13 protein-coding genes are annotated in these 18,454 nt (G+C 47.2%); 12 read left to right on the forward strand and 1 reads right to left on the reverse strand.

Going from position 1 to position 18,454, the window contains the following annotated elements; all coding sequences use genetic code 11:
* Positions 1-44 precede the first annotated feature (44 nt).
* The 12 genes from ACUTVW_RS05240 to ACUTVW_RS05295 all read left to right on the forward strand — a co-directional run bounded on the left by ACUTVW_RS05240 (position 45) and on the right by ACUTVW_RS05295 (position 17,378).
* Complete coding sequence (locus ACUTVW_RS05240) at positions 45-1,736, forward strand: extracellular solute-binding protein (protein ID WP_445644785.1); 1,692 nt, start codon at positions 45-47, stop codon at positions 1,734-1,736.
* 283 nt (positions 1,737-2,019) lie between these two features.
* Positions 2,020-2,910: an ABC transporter permease gene (locus ACUTVW_RS05245; RefSeq protein WP_445644786.1), complete on the forward strand. Its 891-nt coding sequence runs from the start codon at positions 2,020-2,022 to the stop codon at positions 2,908-2,910.
* Between the two features lie 29 nt (positions 2,911-2,939).
* Complete coding sequence (locus ACUTVW_RS05250; protein ID WP_445644787.1) at positions 2,940-3,818, forward strand: carbohydrate ABC transporter permease; 879 nt, start codon at positions 2,940-2,942, stop codon at positions 3,816-3,818.
* A 32-nt stretch (positions 3,819-3,850) separates the two neighbouring features.
* Entirely contained in the window at positions 3,851-4,936 is a 1,086-nt protein-coding gene (locus ACUTVW_RS05255) for a glycoside hydrolase family 53 protein (protein ID WP_445644788.1), read from the forward strand.
* 53 nt (positions 4,937-4,989) lie between these two features.
* The gene (locus tag ACUTVW_RS05260) at positions 4,990-7,062 is read left to right on the forward strand and encodes a beta-galactosidase (protein ID WP_445644789.1); all 2,073 of its coding nucleotides are present in this window, start codon (positions 4,990-4,992) and stop codon (positions 7,060-7,062) included.
* A gap of 216 nt (positions 7,063-7,278) precedes the next feature.
* The gene (locus ACUTVW_RS05265; protein ID WP_445644790.1) at positions 7,279-8,718 is read left to right on the forward strand and encodes an NAD-dependent malic enzyme; all 1,440 of its coding nucleotides are present in this window, start codon (positions 7,279-7,281) and stop codon (positions 8,716-8,718) included.
* Positions 8,718-9,383 carry an HD domain-containing protein gene (locus ACUTVW_RS05270; protein WP_445644791.1) on the forward strand — a complete coding sequence of 222 codons (666 nt, stop codon included), beginning with the start codon at positions 8,718-8,720 and terminating at the stop codon, positions 9,381-9,383. Before ACUTVW_RS05265 ends, ACUTVW_RS05270 begins: the two co-directional genes overlap by 1 nt.
* Before the next feature lie 315 nt (positions 9,384-9,698).
* Positions 9,699-10,766: an FUSC family protein gene (locus ACUTVW_RS05275; RefSeq protein WP_445644792.1), complete on the forward strand. Its 1,068-nt coding sequence runs from the start codon at positions 9,699-9,701 to the stop codon at positions 10,764-10,766.
* Positions 10,767-10,900: 134 nt separating this feature from the next.
* Positions 10,901-11,362 (forward strand): pyridoxamine 5'-phosphate oxidase family protein, encoded by a 462-nt coding sequence (locus ACUTVW_RS05280; protein WP_445644793.1) that lies wholly within the window; start codon positions 10,901-10,903, stop codon positions 11,360-11,362.
* Between the two features lie 194 nt (positions 11,363-11,556).
* Positions 11,557-13,932, forward strand: a complete 2,376-nt coding sequence (gene helD, locus ACUTVW_RS05285) for an RNA polymerase recycling motor HelD (RefSeq protein ID WP_445644794.1) — start codon at positions 11,557-11,559, stop codon at positions 13,930-13,932.
* 301 nt (positions 13,933-14,233) lie between these two features.
* Entirely contained in the window at positions 14,234-16,057 is a 1,824-nt protein-coding gene (locus ACUTVW_RS05290; RefSeq protein WP_445644986.1) for an adenine deaminase, read from the forward strand.
* 391 nt (positions 16,058-16,448) lie between these two features.
* Positions 16,449-17,378, forward strand: a complete 930-nt coding sequence (locus ACUTVW_RS05295; RefSeq protein ID WP_445644795.1) for a hypothetical protein — start codon at positions 16,449-16,451, stop codon at positions 17,376-17,378.
* A 140-nt stretch (positions 17,379-17,518) separates the two neighbouring features.
* On the opposite strand, the gene ACUTVW_RS05300 is transcribed toward ACUTVW_RS05295, so the two are convergent.
* On the reverse strand, positions 17,519-18,448 hold the full coding sequence (locus ACUTVW_RS05300) for an AraC family transcriptional regulator (protein WP_445644796.1): 930 nt from the start codon (positions 18,446-18,448) through the stop codon (positions 17,519-17,521).
* Between the last annotated feature and the right edge of the window lie 6 nt (positions 18,449-18,454).

Here is an 18,454-nt window from a genome sequence, read left to right on the forward strand (position 1 = left end):
TCCTATAATGAAAGGGTAACCAAAACGATTTAAGGGGGAACAACATGAGAGCGCAATCAACGAAAAAGAGATTCTTGTCGCTTCTCGCTACAACGCTGTGTCTGACCGTCGTGCTTGCAGGATGTTCGGGTGGCAATGAAAGCAAAGAGAGTGCAACACCAAGCTCCACGGGAGCTCAAAATGAATACAAGGAAAAGTATGACCCGGCAGTAACGATCACAACCGCATGGGGGATCGACCCGGAGCTAAAATTCAAAAATGGCGAATCTATGGAAAATAACGTCGCTACCAAATGGGCGAAGGACAAATTCGGTATTGATATTAAATCCCTTTGGTCTGTAACCGATACAAACAGTGCATTCGCAACCAAACTTCGTTTGGCGATGTCCTCTGGTCAGGAAATGCCTGACATTGTAACCGTTGGACAACCTGACAATCTCGTAGCTCAAGATTTGATTGATTCGGGCATGTATCAGGAAGTTGGACCGTTGTTTGACAAATATGCTTCGGAAACATGGAAAAAAGCGATGGAACAAGATCCGAACGTATGGAATCAATACAGCCGTGATGGAAAAAGAATGGGTATTCCTGTACTGGACTACGCGTACAACAATGATTACTTGCTCTGGATTCGTCAAGACTGGCTGGACAAGCTGAACTTGAAAGCGCCAAAAACCATTGACGAGCTGGAAGCCGTAATGGAAGCGTTCAAAAACAAAAATCCGGATGGATTGGCTCCAGACAAGGTAACGCCACTCAGCATCGGTTTCAAGAAGTCCATGAACACATGGATGGGCGATCCATCCTGGATCTTCGGCGCTTATGGTGCACTGCCTTCCCAATGGAATGTAGGTGCAGATGGCAAGCTGGAGTACGGTTCGATTAACCCAGGCATGAAACAAGGATTAACGAAGCTGAATGAATGGCTGACAAAAGGTTATATTCCTCAGGAAGCAGCGCTGTGGGATGAAAATAAAACGGCAGAACCGGCAGTTGCAGGTACAGCCGGTATTATTCCGGGTCCATACTGGATGAGTGGATGGCCACTGAATGATACGGTGAAAAATGTCCCGGGAGCAGTTTGGAAACCTATTGAGATCCCAAGTGGTCCTGATGGCAAAGCGATGCGCCATGGTACAGCATTTGTTAATGGTGTAACATTGATCAAAAAAGATATGGCTCACCCGGAAGCATTCTTTACGTATCAAAACTATCTGTTTGATAATTATGCAGATCCGAAACCAGGAAGTGAATATGATAACGGCCTGTTCGCAGGTTATGACTATCAATTAGATGCAAACGGAAAACAAAAACGCTATGAAGACATCGATGGTGGACATGTCAACGTCGTACGTTATTTGCTCGTGCGTGATGGTGCCCGTATTCCGGATGCACAGATGAAAGCTTTGATGAATTTGGCGAGTGGCAAAGAGCCGGAAACCAAATTGGAAAAAGATGTAGCCGCGAACTATGGTAAAGAGACACCTAATGCAGCAAAAGTGTTGCTTGAACAGAAAGATATTTCGTTCAAAAACATGTTCACAGGCCCTACAACAAAAACAATGAAATCCAAACTCGATTACCTCAACAAAATCGAGAACCAAACGTTTAATGAAATTATCTATGGCAAAAGTCCGGTAGATTCGTTTGATACCTTTGTTCAAACTTGGAAATCCGGTGGCGGCGATCAGATCACGCAAGAAGTTAACGCGTGGTATGACGGCGTGAAAAAATAATCGGCTATACGCTAAGAAAAAGTAAAGCCAACATGGACGCACAGACGATACAGGTCTGTGCGTTTTTTCATTTTTTTAACGTAACCTGATGCTTGAAGAAGCCTGTAAAACAGTGGCTTAACCACTCCGAGAGTTCCTCTAATCAGTACATGTCCAAAGTAGTTGCTTTTGTGCCATTTATATTGCTTTTATGCGCTGTTTGGGGGTGCTGGAAGGTTGATATAATTTGCCTATAGAGCCACTCAGGAGTACTTGAGTAGGAAGAATTACAGGGGGAGCAATCATGAGAACTTTAAAACGAACTTGGCCATTCCACGTAATGCTGCTGCCAGCTATCATCTTTCTGATTATTTTCAGTTATGTGCCTATGGGCGGAATCGTTATGTCTTTTCAGGACTACAAACCATGGCTGGGGATCAGCGGCTCGGAATGGGTCGGGCTTGACAACTTTAGATATTTATTCGAACGTGAGGACAGCTTGCAGGTCATCTGGAATACGCTCATTATCGCTGTACTCAAATTGATATTTAACCTGTTTGTTCCGTTTGTATTCGCCATTCTGCTCAATGAGGTTCGCAAGATGGCCATTCAGCGTACGATCCAAACGTTGGTATATCTGCCTCACTTCTTGTCCTGGGTTATCCTGGGCGGGATTCTGCTTGATTTGTTGTCCACGGGAGGACTGGTGAACCGGGTACTCGGTACATTTGGACTCGGACCCTATTTCTTTCTGGGGGATAACAGCTTGTTCCGACCAACGATCATTGTGTCGGATGTGTGGAAGGAATTCGGTTATAACATGATTGTTTTCCTGGCTGCCCTGGCCGGCATTAACCCGGCACTGTATGAAGCGGCAGAAATTGATGGCGCAACTCGCTGGAAGCAAACGCTCCACATTACGATTCCGTCGCTCGTACCGATGCTGATGGTCGTGGGAACGCTTGCTCTAGGAAACGTGCTCAATGCTGGTTTCGACCAAGTTTATAACCTGTACAATCCGCTCGTATATAAATCGGGAGACATCATTGATACATTCGTATATCGCTCGGCACTGGAAAATGGAGAGATGGGCTTTGCAACCGCGATTGGATTGTTCAAATCCGTGATCAGTATGATCCTGATCCTCGTATCCTATAGCCTGGCCAAGAAATACGCCGGATATCGCATATTCTAATCGAACCAACATAGAAGGAAGGGACTACGATGTACCATAAATCACGATCATATCGCGTCTTTAACGTTATTAATATCAGTTTTCTTATTCTGATTGCCATTATGTGTATTATACCTATGGTTCACGTATTAGCCGTATCATTCAGTAACAAGGCTGCAGCAGATGCAAATCTGGTCAGTCTCTGGCCGGTAGGGTTCTCCCTCGAAGCTTATAAAAAAACGATGAATAATCCAGTCTTTTTAAACTCGCTCTGGATATCACTGCTACGTACCGTCATTGGTACAGGCATAACGCTCCTGATTACCTTCCTGGCAGCATACCCGCTGTCCAAGGAGAATAGTGAGTTTAAAGGCAGAACCATCTATTCCTGGGTTTTCGTATTCAGCATGATTTTCAATGGCGGTCTGGTGCCGTTCTACATGGTTATTCATAACATCGGTTTGATGAACTCTTTTTGGGTGCTGGTGCTCCCGGGGGCGGTTAACACCTTCCTGGTCATCCTGATGCTGAACTTCTTCCGCGGTATTCCCAAAGAACTGGAAGAGGCGGCGCTGATTGACGGAGCCAACCATTTCAGAACGTTGTTCAGCATCTTCCTGCCGATCTCCATGCCTTCCATTGCAACGATTGCACTGTTCAGCATGGTGTTCCACTGGAACTCCTGGTTTGACGGTCTGTTGTACATGAACAACGCTAAAGATTATCCGCTAGCAACGTTCATGCAGACGGTTATTGTCAAACGTGATATGAGTACGATGGCGATGAATCCGCAGGAAATGGCAACAATTTCTCAAACGACGGTGCGTGCAGCTCAAATTTTTATCGGAAGTGCGCCGATCCTTATTGTGTATCCGTTCCTTCAACGTTTCTTTGTAAAAGGTATGACACTGGGCTCAGTAAAAGGCTGAGCCCCAATCCCTAATCACTGGAGGCTGATATTTTGAATCAATCAACCAATCAACCATTCACTCTTGGCATGGATGTATCATTTATGGACGAGATTGAACAGCATGGGGGGACATATCAGGATGAGCACGGCAAGGAGGAAGATTTGCTGACCATTCTCAAGATGAATGATACGAATGCGATACGGCTTCGCATCTGGAATGATCCTGTCGGTGGATTCTGTAATCTGGAGCGCACCGTAGAAGTAGCCAAACGCATCAAGGCACAGGGATTACAGTTCCTGCTTGATTTTCATTATTCGGACCGCTGGGCTGATCCAGCCAATCAGTGGAAACCGAAAGCTTGGGAGCACTTGCCCTACGAGCAACTCAAACTAGCTGTGTGCACGTATACAGCGGATGTGCTCCGCACTTTGAAAGAACACGACGCTTTGCCGGATATGGTTCAAGTTGGTAATGAGATTACACCAGGCATGTTGTGGGACGATGGGCGTGTCAGCGGTGAAGAGCATGATACCGACGAGCAGTGGCAACGTTTTGCCGGGCTTGTGAAGTATGGTATTGCAGCGGTAAAATCAGTGGATCCTTCGATTCAGATCATGATTCATATTGACCGTGGTGGTGACAACGCCGAAAGCCGTAAATTCTATGATCGTTTTGAGGCGTTAGGGGTAGAATTTGACGTCATCGGTCTATCTTATTACCCTTGGTGGCATGGGACACTGGATGCCTTGCGTGATAACCTGAATGATCTGGCCAAGCGCTATGGAAAACCGATTAACGTAGTTGAAACGGCATATCCGTGGACGCTGGAACAGCCAGAGGACACCCAGTGGATCATGAATCAGGAGGACATGCTGCTGCCGGGTTATCCTGCAACGGTAGAAGGTCAGACCCAATACTTGCAGGATATGTTACAGATTATCCGTGAAGTTCCTGGTGGTCTGGGACATGGATTTTATTATTGGGAGCCTGCGTGGATTCCGAGTAAAGAAGAATGGTCTGTAGGACACCCCAATAACTGGGGGAATCTGACGATGTTTGATTTTAAAGGACGCAAGCTCGAATCATTTAAGGCGTTAACGGCAGCGCAAGAACGGAATGCCACAACCCTCGTTTAAGAAGGTATGCCTAAGCAAAATATTCGTAATTCAACAGCAAGGGAGTTTTCATAATGACATATAAATTTCCACCTGTAAGTTCCAAAGCCCCACACATGTTACATGGTGCTGACTATAATCCGGAGCAATGGCTTCGTTATCCAGAGGTTCTTGAAGAAGACATTCGTTTGATGAAACTGGCGAAGTGTAATGTGATGTCCATCGGTATTTTCTCTTGGGTATCGCTTGAGCCGGAGGAAGGTGTCTATACGTTTGAATGGCTGGATCAGGTGCTGGATCGCTTCGCGGCGAACGGAATTTATGCCTTCCTGGCAACGCCAAGCGGCGCCAGACCTGCCTGGATGTCGGCAAAGTATCCTGAAGTGCTGCGGGTCTCCGAGAAGCGGGTTCGTAACCTGCATGGCTTCCGCCATAACCATTGTTACACCTCTCCGGTTTACCGGGAAAAAGTAACCGCGATAAACAGCAAGCTGGCAGAACGTTACTCGGATCACCCGGCTGTCATTGGATGGCATATCTCCAATGAGTTTGGTGGGGACTGTCACTGTGATTACTGCCAGGAAGCCTTCCGAAACTGGGTTCAAAACAAGTACAAAACATTGGATGAGCTCAATCACTCATGGTGGACAACGTTCTGGAGTCATACGGTGACGGATTGGAGTCAAGTGGAGTCTCCGGCACCGCATGGTGAAACCCAGGTTCATGCCATGAATCTGGACTGGCGCCGTTTCGTGACGGACCAGACCGCTGATTTTATCGTACATGAGACCAAACCACTCAAGGGCAAAAATCCGAATTTGCCGGTAACGACGAATTTGATGGAGTTTTATGGAGGCTTGAACTATTGGAAGTTCGCGGATATTCTTGATTTCCTCTCTTGGGATAGCTATCCGACATGGCATGATGCAGAGGACGATGCGAAACAGGCGTCCCGGATTGCGATGATGCATGATATTGTACGTTCGATCAAAGGTGGACAGCCATTCCTGCTGATGGAGAGCACACCAAGCTCTACAAACTGGCAGGATGTCAGTAAATTGAAACGTCCTGGCATGCACCTGTTGTCTTCTTTGCAGGCGGTAGCTCATGGATCAGATAGTGTTCAGTATTTTCAATGGAGAAAAAGCCGCGGTTCAAGCGAGAAGCTGCACGGTGCGGTAGTAGACCATGTGGGAACTGAGCACACCCGTGTGTTTCAGGATGTGACCGATGTAGGCACTGCACTGCAAAGCATGGAGGATATTGTGGGGACTACGGTTCCGGCTGAAGTTGCGATTATTTTCGATTGGGAGAACCGCTGGGCCGTGAACGACTCTCAAGGTCCACGTAATATCGGGGTGAAATACGAGCAGACTGTGGAAGCTCACTATGAAGCGTTCTGGAAAAAAGGGGTAGCTGTAGACGTCATCGACATGGAAGCCGATCTCTCTAAGTACAGAGTGCTTGTGGCACCCATGCTGTACCTCGTTCGTGAAGGTGTGGGAGAGCGTATTGAACAATTCGTGGAGCAGGGCGGCACTTTTGTTGCTACCTACTGGTCCGGCATTGTGAATGAGAACGATCTGTGTTTCCTGGGTGGATTCCCCGGCCCTCTGCGTAAAACGCTCGGCATCTGGTCTGAGGAGATCGACGGGTTGCATGACCGCGAATTGAACGGAATTATTCCAGCGCAGGGTAACGAACTTGGACTTGCTATGGAGTATGATGCAATTGAACTTTGTGATCTGATTCATCTTGAAGGTGCAAAATCTCTTGCCGTGTATCGTTCTGATTTCTATGCAGGACGTCCAGCGTTGACTGTGAACGAGTTTGGTTCCGGTAAAGCGTATTATATGGCTGCACGGATGAAAGCACCGTTCTATGATGACTTCTACGGCAAACTGATTGCAGAACTGGATCTGGAGCGTGGACTTAAGTCGGACTTGGCTGCAGGAACGACAGCACATGTACGTACAGACGGTGATTCCGATTATGTATTCGTTCAGAACTATACGGAGAACGAGAAACAGATTCAACTGGATCGTCATGCTTACACCGATGTGCTTAGCGGCGAATCGGTTGAAGCGAGCTTGAACTTGCAACCGTATGATATTCGTGTACTGCGCAGAACAGCAAATCGCAAGTAGGTCAGAATAGAGAACGAACGAATCTTGCAGATAGAAGAAATATTAAAATGGATTGTCTAGGGCCTTGGAACAGGCACCAAGGCAATCTTTTTTATTTTGTCTTATATGGGGCTTATGGGCTTTTTTTGGACAATATAAAGGATAATCGTGTCCACGTAGCGAAGACAAACACGTAACTTGTCAACTTAAGACTTTCATTGTCTGGGAGGAATTGAAATGAATCAGAGAAATCTGGACGGCAACAGCATTATTATTCGGCTGGAAATGACAACGAAAGATATCAAGTTTGGCGAAGTGGCTTCGGCCATCTCGGAAGCTGGGGGAGACATCATTGCCATTGACGTCATTTCGACCAATCAGGATGTCAGTGTGCGTGACTTGACTGTCGCGGTCACCGATTCGCAGGATAACAGCAAAATTATAGAAGCGGTACGCCAGCTTAAAGGCGTGTCTATCATTAACGTATCGGATCGTACTTTTCTGCTGCATCTGGGCGGCAAAATTGAAGTCACGCCGAAGACGCCGATTCATAACCGGGAAGACCTTTCCCGTGTGTACACACCGGACGTAGCCAGAGTGTGTTCCGCCATATCGGAGGAGCCGGGCAAAGCCTTTTCATTAACGATTAAACGGAATACCGTGGCAGTCGTTTCTGATGGTAGTGCAGTGCTGGGACTCGGCAATATTGGTCCGCGTGCGGCTATGCCGGTCATGGAAGGTAAAGCGATGCTGTTCAAACAGTTTGCGGGTGTAGATGCGTTCCCGATCTGCCTGGATACACAGGATACGGAAGAGATCATTCGCACAGTGAAAGCGATATCACCTGCGTTTGGCGGCATTAATCTGGAGGATATCTCTTCACCGCGCTGTTTTGAGATCGAACGCCGATTAAATGAAGAACTCGATATTCCGGTATTTCATGATGACCAGCATGGTACAGCCGTTGTACTGTATGCAGGTCTGATCAATGCGCTCAAACTGGTTGGCAAGTCTATCGATGAGGTGAAAATTGTCGTGTGCGGCATCGGAGCAGCGGGTGTAGCCTGCAGTAATATACTTTTATCTGCAGGTGCGAAGCGGTTGATCGGTGTAGATCGCGACGGAGCAATCGTACGCACGAATTCGTATGATAGTGATGTCTGGACGGAATATGCCGCACGAACCAATCCCGATCTGGAGACGGGTTCCTTGCGAGAAGTTATTCGGGATGCCGATGTATTCATTGGTTTATCGCGAGGTAATTTGTTGACTCGGGAGGATGTGCAGACGATGGCGGACCATCCAATCGTATTTGCGATGGCTAATCCCGTACCTGAGATTATGCCCGCACTGGTCGAAGATATCGTTGCCGTAATGGCGACAGGACGTTCGGATTATCCGAACCAGATTAATAACGTGCTTTGTTTCCCAGGTATGTTCAGAGCTGTACTGGATTGCCGGGCAACGGAAATTAATGAAGAGATGAAACTAGCTGCTGCTCAGGCGATTGCCTCGTCCATCTCGGATGAAGAGCGTACACGTTATTACATTATCCCAAGTGTATTTAATGATAAGATTGTCAAATCGATGCGCAGCCGTGTTATTGAAGCGGCAATCAAGACAGGTGTGGCAAGACGTGTACCGCGTGAACAAGCCCGTGAAGGCGGAGAATCCTGATGACATTAGATTCGTCTACTAATGAAACCATTCTTCATGCGGCTCGTGCTTTTGTGAAGGAAGAAGCATCCAGACATTCCGACGGGCATGACTGGTCACATATTGAGCGTGTCACTGCCCTGGCAGTCACACTCGCTCAGCACATGGGAGCGGACCCATTCGTATGTGAGCTGGCTGCGCTGCTGCATGACGTACCGGATGAGAAGCTGAATGACAGTTTGGAGGCCGGTATGGCGAAGCTGCATGCTTGGCTGGATACCCAGCCCCTGGAGTCGGCCACTCGTGAGTCGGTAGTGAACATCATCAGCACGATATCGTATGCGGGTGGTCAAAGAGATGCGGCTCGCTCGCTGGAAGCCCAGGTCGTGCAGGATGCAGACCGGCTTGATGCACTTGGAGCAATCGGCATTGCCCGTACATTTGCATTCTCGGGAGCCCGCGGCCGTGAAATGTACGACCCTTCCTTACCGCCGAGGGAACAGATGACTCGGGAGGAATATCGGAATGGGCGCAGCACAACGATCAATCATTTTTACGAAAAGTTATTCAAGCTTAAGGATCTGATGAACACGTCCTATGGCAAGGAACTGGCCCAGCAGCGTCATGATTATATGGTGCAGTTTGTGGAGCAGTTCAAGCAGGAATGGGCAGGTTCGGATCGTTAGAATCGATTTTGGGATCACGCGCTAAGTGAATAAGGCCAGACTCTAAGAAAAATTTTGTTTTCAACTTTGTTAAATCAGCTTCATCCTTTTGCCTGTTTTGGGTTAAGTTATGCTCAGAAGGTGCTGAAAGGATGAAGTTTTTTATTGTGTTCTGTTATGCATTTTGAAACTGGGAATGGCAAAGGCGCGAGCGCTCATGGTACAATAAATCGTTCTCCTGAACTTAATTCGGGCCAAAATAGAAATATGGGGTAATAATGAACATGATTATCATCAAATGTAAACGAATATGTCGGGTAGTAGGAGGGGGATGCCATGTCATTTGGGGCACGTGTACTTAAGACAGGTATAGCGGTCACGCTGGCTTTATTTCTGAGCAGTTTGTTTCTGAACCCGCAATCTCCTGTGCCTGCCGCCATCGCAGCGATATTTGCCATGCAGCCTTCCATCTATCGTTCGTGGAAGTATTTCCTCGATCAGTTGCAGACAACAACGCTGGGTGCGATTGTAGCTTTGCTAGGGGGCATGGTGCTGTCCAATGAACCCATCGCCGTAGGGTTAATTATTGTGCTGGTTATTATGATTTGTCTTAAATTAAATATGGGTGAAACGGTAGGGCTGACACTGGTTACGGTGGTATCCATTATGGAGGCCTCTGGAGATTGGCATTTTGCACTGAATCGCTTCTTGTTAACGCTTGTGGGCATTATATCGGCCTTCCTGATTAATATCTCGGTGTTTCCTCCTAAACCGAAGGTACAGTTTGTGAAGCAGATCCAAAGCGTGTTTAACGGGATGTCATTGCTGCTTCGAACGTCGATCTCGGATGAGATTAAAGAGGTAATTTTCCGGGAAGAGAAAAGCAATCTTGGCGGGTCGATCAAATCTTTATCTGACAAATATCATCTGTTCGAAGAAGAGCAGAAGAAGATGAAGCGTGCCAAATTCAGCGAAACCCGTCAGATGGTCGTATACAAGCAAATGCTGCTCAGTTTGCAAAAGGGATACGATGTACTGGATTCGGTAGAACGTCATTACTTTCAGGCACAGCGAACACCGGAAATGGATCTGTTTTTTGATACCCATCTCGAACGGGTCATTAAATTCCATGAACATGCCTTGCTCAAATTCGAAGACAAATTAAAACCGAACGGTGAAGAGGCTGCCCAGTTTGTAACGGAAAATGATCATTTTATGGAACAGGTCATTGCCCAGTTCGATGTTGATAAGGGCGGCATGTTAAGGTTATCGATTGTGGCCGCGGCTATTTACGATTATGGATATCAGCTGGAACGGCTGAATCGGCTCGCGGACCATGTGCACACTTCAACTGAAGACAAAGAGTCACATGACAGTATGCTGAACTGGCTGAAATGGCCTTAGTTGCAAAAATCAGATACAATAAAGAAACAACCAAACCCGGACAGTAAAGTCCGGGTTGTTTGGTCTATCGGTGAAATCAACCTATAAAATGAGAAAAATGACAACGATGATGAACGAACTAAGGGGTAGAAGAGATGGAGTTAAAGCAACTGGACCTAGAACTTATGGAATGGTTTAACGGAAGCAACCTGGAGAGCAAGCAGCACGAGGCATTGCAATTGCTGACCGTAACTGACGCACAGTGGCCACATCTGGCTATGATCAGCATGGGGGAAGTCATTGCTGTAAGCCCGAGCTGTCTTCGTTTGGCACTCTGGCAAGGTACGCAGACGAGTATGAATATGATGGAAACAGGTAAGGCTACGTTAATTGCAGTGCAAGGACAACGTTTATTGCATGTAAGACTTGAAGTTCGTCTGTTGCCTGAACTAGCGGAAGCTGTCCACCCGCGAGATCGATATGAGTGTGCTATCCTTCAACTTCGTATAGATCAAGCACCTTATGCGGAAATTACGTCTGGCATCACGTTTCAATTAAAAGATCAGATCGGAGCTTTGGCTCGCTGGACGGAAACCATTGAGGATTTAAAGAAGTAGCGTTAAAACAACAAATAACGTCTCCGCTTGCATCGGGACGCTGTCACTGGTAAAATATAAAATGGTTTTCAGGAATTAGAATTAATTAACATAAAATTAAAATGTTTACTTTCTAATAATTATACCATTGCCTTTTCGGGCTTGTCAAATGGATATTCGAAGACACAATCCGGGGAAAGAGAGGCGCACAACTTATGAGTACAGAGCAACAGTGGGATAAAGAACAGAGACGGGTGAACACCGTTACCGATCAGATTGAGCGCAAAATCGCTACATTGGAAGAGGAGGTGGGCTCTTTCCGGGACGAAGTCGTTGGGATGCGAAAAGACTTCTGGGATGAAGTGACGATGAACTTCAGTGAAGCCGATGATGTCGGGGAGACGTCAACAAGCATGAGGCAACAATCACAGGTCTTGTCAGACCGCGAACGAAGTCATCTGAATACAGCAGCCGCACTGGATAAAATGAAACGTCTACATCATTCACCTTACTTCGGACGGATCGATTTTAAGGAGGACGGATACCCGGATGCGGAACGCATCTATTTGGGCATTGCATCCCTTCTGGATGAGAAGGAAGAATCCTTCCTGATCTATGACTGGCGTGCACCCATTTCTAATCTGTATTACGATGGCGCACCGGGGCCGATCTCATATCGTACGCCAAGTGGCGAGATTAGCGGAGAGATTGAGATGAAGCGGCAATTCGTTATTCGAGACGGACGTATCCGCTTTATGTTTGATACAGGGGTAACGATTGGAGATCAGCTGCTTCAGGCTGTGCTCAGCCGAACGTCTGATGCACAGATGAAGAGTATTGTCGCAACGATCCAGAAGGAACAAAACCGGATCATTCGTAATGACAGGACGCGCATGTTGATTGTACAGGGCGCAGCGGGTAGCGGCAAAACCTCTGCCGCGCTCCAGCGAGTCGCTTATCTTCTCTATAAATACCGTGAGCATCTGCAAGCGGATCAGATGGTTCTTTTTTCACCGAACCCGATGTTTAACAGCTACGTATCTACGGTATTGCCAGAACTTGGCGAGGAGAACATGTTGCAGACGACGTTTCAAGAATATCTGGAACGCCGTTTAGGCCGCGAATATCAGCTTGAGGATCCATTTATCCAGCTCGAATATGTGCTTACGGAAACCGAGGAGCCTGGTTATGATGCACGAATGTCCGGTATACGTTTCAAGTCTTCTGCATCATTCCTGAATGTGATCACCCGCTACAAGGAAAGCATGCTTTCAGGCGGAATGAGATTCAAGCCTGTACGCTTTCAAGGCAAGGCAATTGTGGATGCGGAAGCGATGGCTGAGAAGTTCTACAGCTTCGGCTCTTCTGTCAAGCTGGTGAGCAGGCTGGAGTTGCTGCGGGACTGGTTGCTTAAGGAACTGTCGGCATTTGGTAAAAGCGAACTGGATGCGCCTTGGGTGGATCAGCAGCTCGATTTGATGGAGCCGGAAGATTTGCAACGCGCTTACCGACGGTTAAAACGGAAACAAAAAGGCAAATCACATACATTTGATGATTTTCAGCAGGAAAGAGAGATTTTAGCCAGAATGGTGGTTAGTGATCGGCTTAAGCCTTTACGCAAATGGATTAAATCCCTGCGTTTTGTCGACATTCGTCAGTTGTATGCGAACCTGTTCCAGGATCAGACACAGATGGTTCATTTACTGGATAGAGAGTCCCTGCCGCCTCACTGGGAAGAAATCTCGACGATGACGCTGCGTAGATTAAAGGTGCAGGAACTGGCCTATGAGGACATCACGCCGTATTTGTATTTGCGCGAACTGTTGCTGGGTTTCCATATTAACTCGAACATTCGCCATGTCATTATTGATGAAGCACAGGATTATTCTGCATTTCAGCTGGCCTTTATGAAAAGACTTTTTCCTCATGCGAAGATGACGGCTCTTGGTGACTTCAATCAGGCTATTTATGCACATTCGTCTGTACTTAGCGGTACCGGGCCATTAAGTGATCTATACGGGCCAGAGAATACAGAAGTTATTGTGCTGACACGCAGTTATCGCTCTACGATGGAGATTGTTGAGTTTACGCGTGGCATGGTTCCGGGCGGGGAAGAGATCATCCCGTTCAACCGCAACGGTGAGAAGCCCAAAGTCATCGTGACCTCGGACGTGAAACAACATATTGAACAAATCAGTGCGGATCTGAGTCATCTGATGCAGGAGGGGTACGAATCTGTAGCGGTGATCTGTAAGACGGCTGAGGAAGCCAAGGAAGTTCATGAAATACTAAGTCAAAAGCTGAACAAGGCTCCCAAGCTGATCAAAAAAACGACGCTGGCTTTTGAGCAGGGGGTTCATGTCATTCCGGCTTATCTGGCGAAAGGTGTGGAGTTTGACGCGGTGTTAATCTATAATGGCTCCGCTAGTGCTTATTCTCGTGAACAGGAACGTAAACTGTTTTATACTGCCTGTACCCGGGCGATGCATCTACTGCATGTGTACTCGTTAGGGAAACCGAGTCCATTTATCACCTCACAGTCTGAAGAGTGGTACGAAATGAATGATATACCTGCGACACGCGTGGAGTAGTATCCGCCGCTACATGCGAAGTAAATCTCAAGATCAGGTCAGCCAGAGCATCTGGTTGGCCTTTTTTGAGTATGCTAACACGAGAAGCATGGCCTAAGATGGTGACATAGACAGACATATCTTCGTTCATATGGATAAATAAAGTGAATCTCCTTGTATACATATACAATCAATGTAATTTTTCTTTACACATGAAGCTCAGGCTCATATAATCGTAACAATCTATTTTTTTGACAACGGGACAGGTGATTTCATGAAGGAGGCGGACAAATTGAATAAAACAGCTTTTGAGCGGCCGCTGATGGCCGATTGTGTACCGGATCTGGTCGCTACAGCCCGGGGAGATATGAAGGCAACATTGGTGATTCGGGGCGGCACGCTGGTGAACGTGATATCGGGGGAAATCCTGCCGGACATGTCAGTCGCCGTACAGGGGGCGCGAATTGCGTATGTTGGCAGGGATGTAAGCCATACAATCGGAGAACATACCCGCATCATTGAAGCAAATGGAAAATATATGGCTCCCGGATTGTTGGATGGTCATTGTCATATCGAGAGCACGCAGATGAAAGTATCCGAGTTCGCAAGAGCTGTCCTGCCATCCGGTACGACAGGTGGTTTCTTTGATCCGCATGAAATTTCCAATGTGCTTGGGCTTAAGGGACTGCGGCTCATGCTGGATGAAGCACGTACTACACCGATGGCAGCCTATATGCAAGTGGCATCATGTGTGCCTTCGACTCATCCGGGTCTGGAGACGACAGGCGCTTATATTGGTCCGGAAGAAGTAGCCGAGGCACTTTCATGGGGACCGGATATGATTGGTCTTGGCGAGGTGATGAACTTCCCGGGAGTTGTGTATGGAGATGAAACGATGATCGGGGAGATTCAAGCAACTTTGCGTGCAGGCAAAGTTGCGGATGGACATTTTACGTGGGCTTCGGACGACTGGCGTCTGCCTGCTTATGCGGCGAGTGGTGTCACAGGGGATCATGAGTGTGTTACGAAAGAAGATGTGGTGGAGCGTCTGCGGCTTGGCATGTATGCGAAGATGCGCCAGGGTTCTGCCTGGCATGATGTCGCCGAGACCATCAAAGCATGTACGGAGCTTGGACTGGATACCCGGCGAATGATGTTGGTGACAGATGATCGCAGCTCTGAATCTTTGCTGAAAGAGGGCCACATGGACTTTGTCGTTCGACTGGCGATCTCCCAGGGTGTAAAGCCCGTTACAGCGTTCCAGATGGCTACCATTAATACGGCAGAGCGATTCGGCGTGGCGCGTGATATCGGAGCGGTGATTCCGGGTAACATTGCCGATATTATTTTGTTAGACGGGCGCCTTGCGGATGTGCGTGTAGGCATGACGATTGCGGCCGGGCAAGTCGTAGCTGAAAGTGGTAAAATGACAGCCGTTTGGGATACCTTCACTTATCCTGAGGAAGCGCTCAATACGGTGAAGCTCGAAGCAAACATCCAGCCGCAGGATCTGGAACTGGCTGCACCCATTGTAGAGGGTACTATAGGCGCGCGCATTATTCATGTGACCGAGAATCATGTGGAAACGAAGGAAAAGCATGTGAAAGTGAATGTGCAGGCTGGCAAGGTGGTTCTGCCTGTCGCAGGTGAAGTATGCAAGATCGCCGTGCTGGAACGCCATAAACAAACCGGTAATCGCGCAGTGGCACTGGTCGGCGGGATCGGGTTCACTTCGCCAGCCGCTATTGCAATGACGGTAGCCCACGACAGTCATAATTTGCTGATCATCGGAAACGATGATGCACTTATGGGGGAAGCTGGTAACCGTGTCATCCGCATGCAGGGTGGTGTAGCTGTTGTCACTCCTGCAGGAGTGACCGAGTTTCCGCTTCGTATCGCCGGACTGATGTCGGTAGAACCCTTCGAAGTGGTTGCAGAGCAGTCGGCAGCAGTCAGCGAAGCACTGCAAACGGCAGGTTGCACGTTAAACAATGCTTTTATGACGCTATCCCTGCTGGCACTGGTTGTTATTCCAGAACTGCGATTGTCCGACATTGGACTGGTGCGGATCTCTGCAGAGGGCATTGAGCGGGTATCCCTGTTTGATGAACCGAATACAGATGAAGCTGGAACATCACAGAATTGAATGATGAGCTGAAAAGTGAAATTGCAAACCGCCTTCGGGCGGTTGTTTTTGTTTGTGAAAAGAGAAGTGACCGTGTGAAAAACGTAGTTCATCTAAATAGGTCTACAGAATCTAAGTGTTATAAGAGAATATAGACTGAAGTCGTGACTTAGATTATAGATTTTACATAGAACATTAAAATTTGTGACTTTTGAACTATGTATTCAGAACTGTGAATACCCGAAATAAGTTATATGATTCTTTCGTCGTGAGTCTTAAAGGTGATATTGCGTATAGAAGAAGTTTAGATTCATCGTACTTCCATAATAGTGCAAGAAATGAATAATAAACGACATCCGTTCCTTCGGATTTATACGTAAGAGCTGCCATAACTTCAAGGGAGTGTACAAATATGAAAACTAAAAAAGAACTTCGTTTTATTCTGCTGATGAGTTGCCTGGTGCTGTGTTTAAGCACAGCCTGTTCTACCCGAGTCGATGCTGTAGGTTCCATTGAACCGGTGGACAGTTATGCCACGATTCATGGTAAGCTGGATCGTCCTGTACGAGCTACATGGGTGTGGGATACGATCCAGATTCGAAATAATGCCCAAGATATATTGAAGTTTGCTGCGGAGAACAAAATTAATACGATCTATTTGCAGATGAACCGGGATGTGAAAATCCCTGAATACAAAAACTTTATCCGGCTTGCGCGGGCTCAACGTATCGCTGTTGACGTGATGGATGGACGTTCCGCTTGGGGATTGACCGAAAGCCGGGAACAGATAGCCTCCTTTATGGACTGGATTGAAACTTATCAGACACAGGCACTGGCTAATGAGAAATTTGCAGGCATTCATCTGGACATTGAACCCCATGTGCATCCGCAGTGGAAGATCAATCAAGCCGGCGTTATTACACAGTGGCAGGGAAATGTGAATTACATCGTAGAACGTGCTGCCCGCATGAAGATGCCGGTGGCGGCCGATCTGCCGTTCTGGCTGGATAATTACAAAATTCCGGGTTCAACGATGGCGGTAAGTAGCTGGATGATCCGTAAATTTGATTCGATTACGATTATGGCTTACCGTGATACAGCGGCTGCAATCTACAATGTCGCCAAGGATGAACTAATCGATGCCGCTTCAGTAGGCAAGAAGATATCCATCGCGGTGGAAACGAAGCAGAGCAAGGAAGGCAACTTTATTACCTTCTACGAAGAGGGGGATGCCTACATGGAGGAACAGTTGAAGCTGGTGGAGAAAATGGCAAGTGCACATGCTTCTTTTAATGGTTTTTCGGTTCATGAGTACTCTTCCTGGAAGACGTTAAGAAAGTAGAGCAAGATTCGTATTCGTAGGGGTAACGTAAATAAAAGGTGCTTGCAGCGAACTTGCTGAAGGCACCTTTTATTGTTCTTTTATAAGCATATTCTATCAAATCCTCATGGATGTAACGATGGATGTGATTGATTCCTATTTTAAATCTGTGCCTCTGTAAACGCAGCGTGCGCAAGTGTCACGTTTTTGGAGAACACTTTGCGATAATGAGATGGCGTAGTATTCTTGTGTTTCTTAAACGTGGTAATAAAATAACTCAGATGCTCGAATCCAACATCCATGGCGATATCAACAATTTTATGATCCGTATTCTCAAGATGCGCGCAGGCCTGCTGTACCCGGTAATAATTAATGTAGTCGACAGGGGTCTTCTGCACCATCTGTTTGAAAAAGCGACAGAAATGCCCCTCGCTCATATTCGCTTCACCCGCCAGGTCTTTTAATTTGAGCGGTTCAGGATAACGTTTGTGAATATAACTGAGTACTGATTTCAGGCGCTCCATCTTATCCGGTGTCCCACCGCTAACTTCGCCTTTGAGCGGCAGTACTTTCCGCTGTTCAAACATGCGAGCAAGTATGAGATAGAGATAGGCTTTGGTGGATATCTCACAGGTGACTGTGCCGCTCGCGTGATCTGCGAGGATGCGCTTCAGGTAGGCCAGAACTTCGGAACCCCAAGCTTCATCAGGCGTGATGTGATAGGGGAGTTGTATACTTTTTCGCAAAATAGGTCCGATAAACTTCTCCTGCACCGCATCAAACGTATGGCTGCCCAGCAGATCGGAATGAAACACAATGGAGGAAAAGATACAAGGCTCATCACCCTTCAAATATCCTGCATGGATCTCACCCCGATGAATAAAAACAGCCTCTCCGGCTTTTACCTCAACTCGGTTCATGTCAATCTGAAACACGGCAGAGCCTTGCGTCACCATGGTGAACTCCATCTCATCATGCCAGTGGCAATCCAGAATGCTATCCCCATTTAATTGCTGAATGTCCGGGTATACACTAACCGGGTACATGGCGTTGCCGTGAATTCGATCTTCCCGTAAACGTTCACGTTCCATCGTGGA

Source organism: Paenibacillus sp. TSA_86.1 (assembly GCF_052691815.1).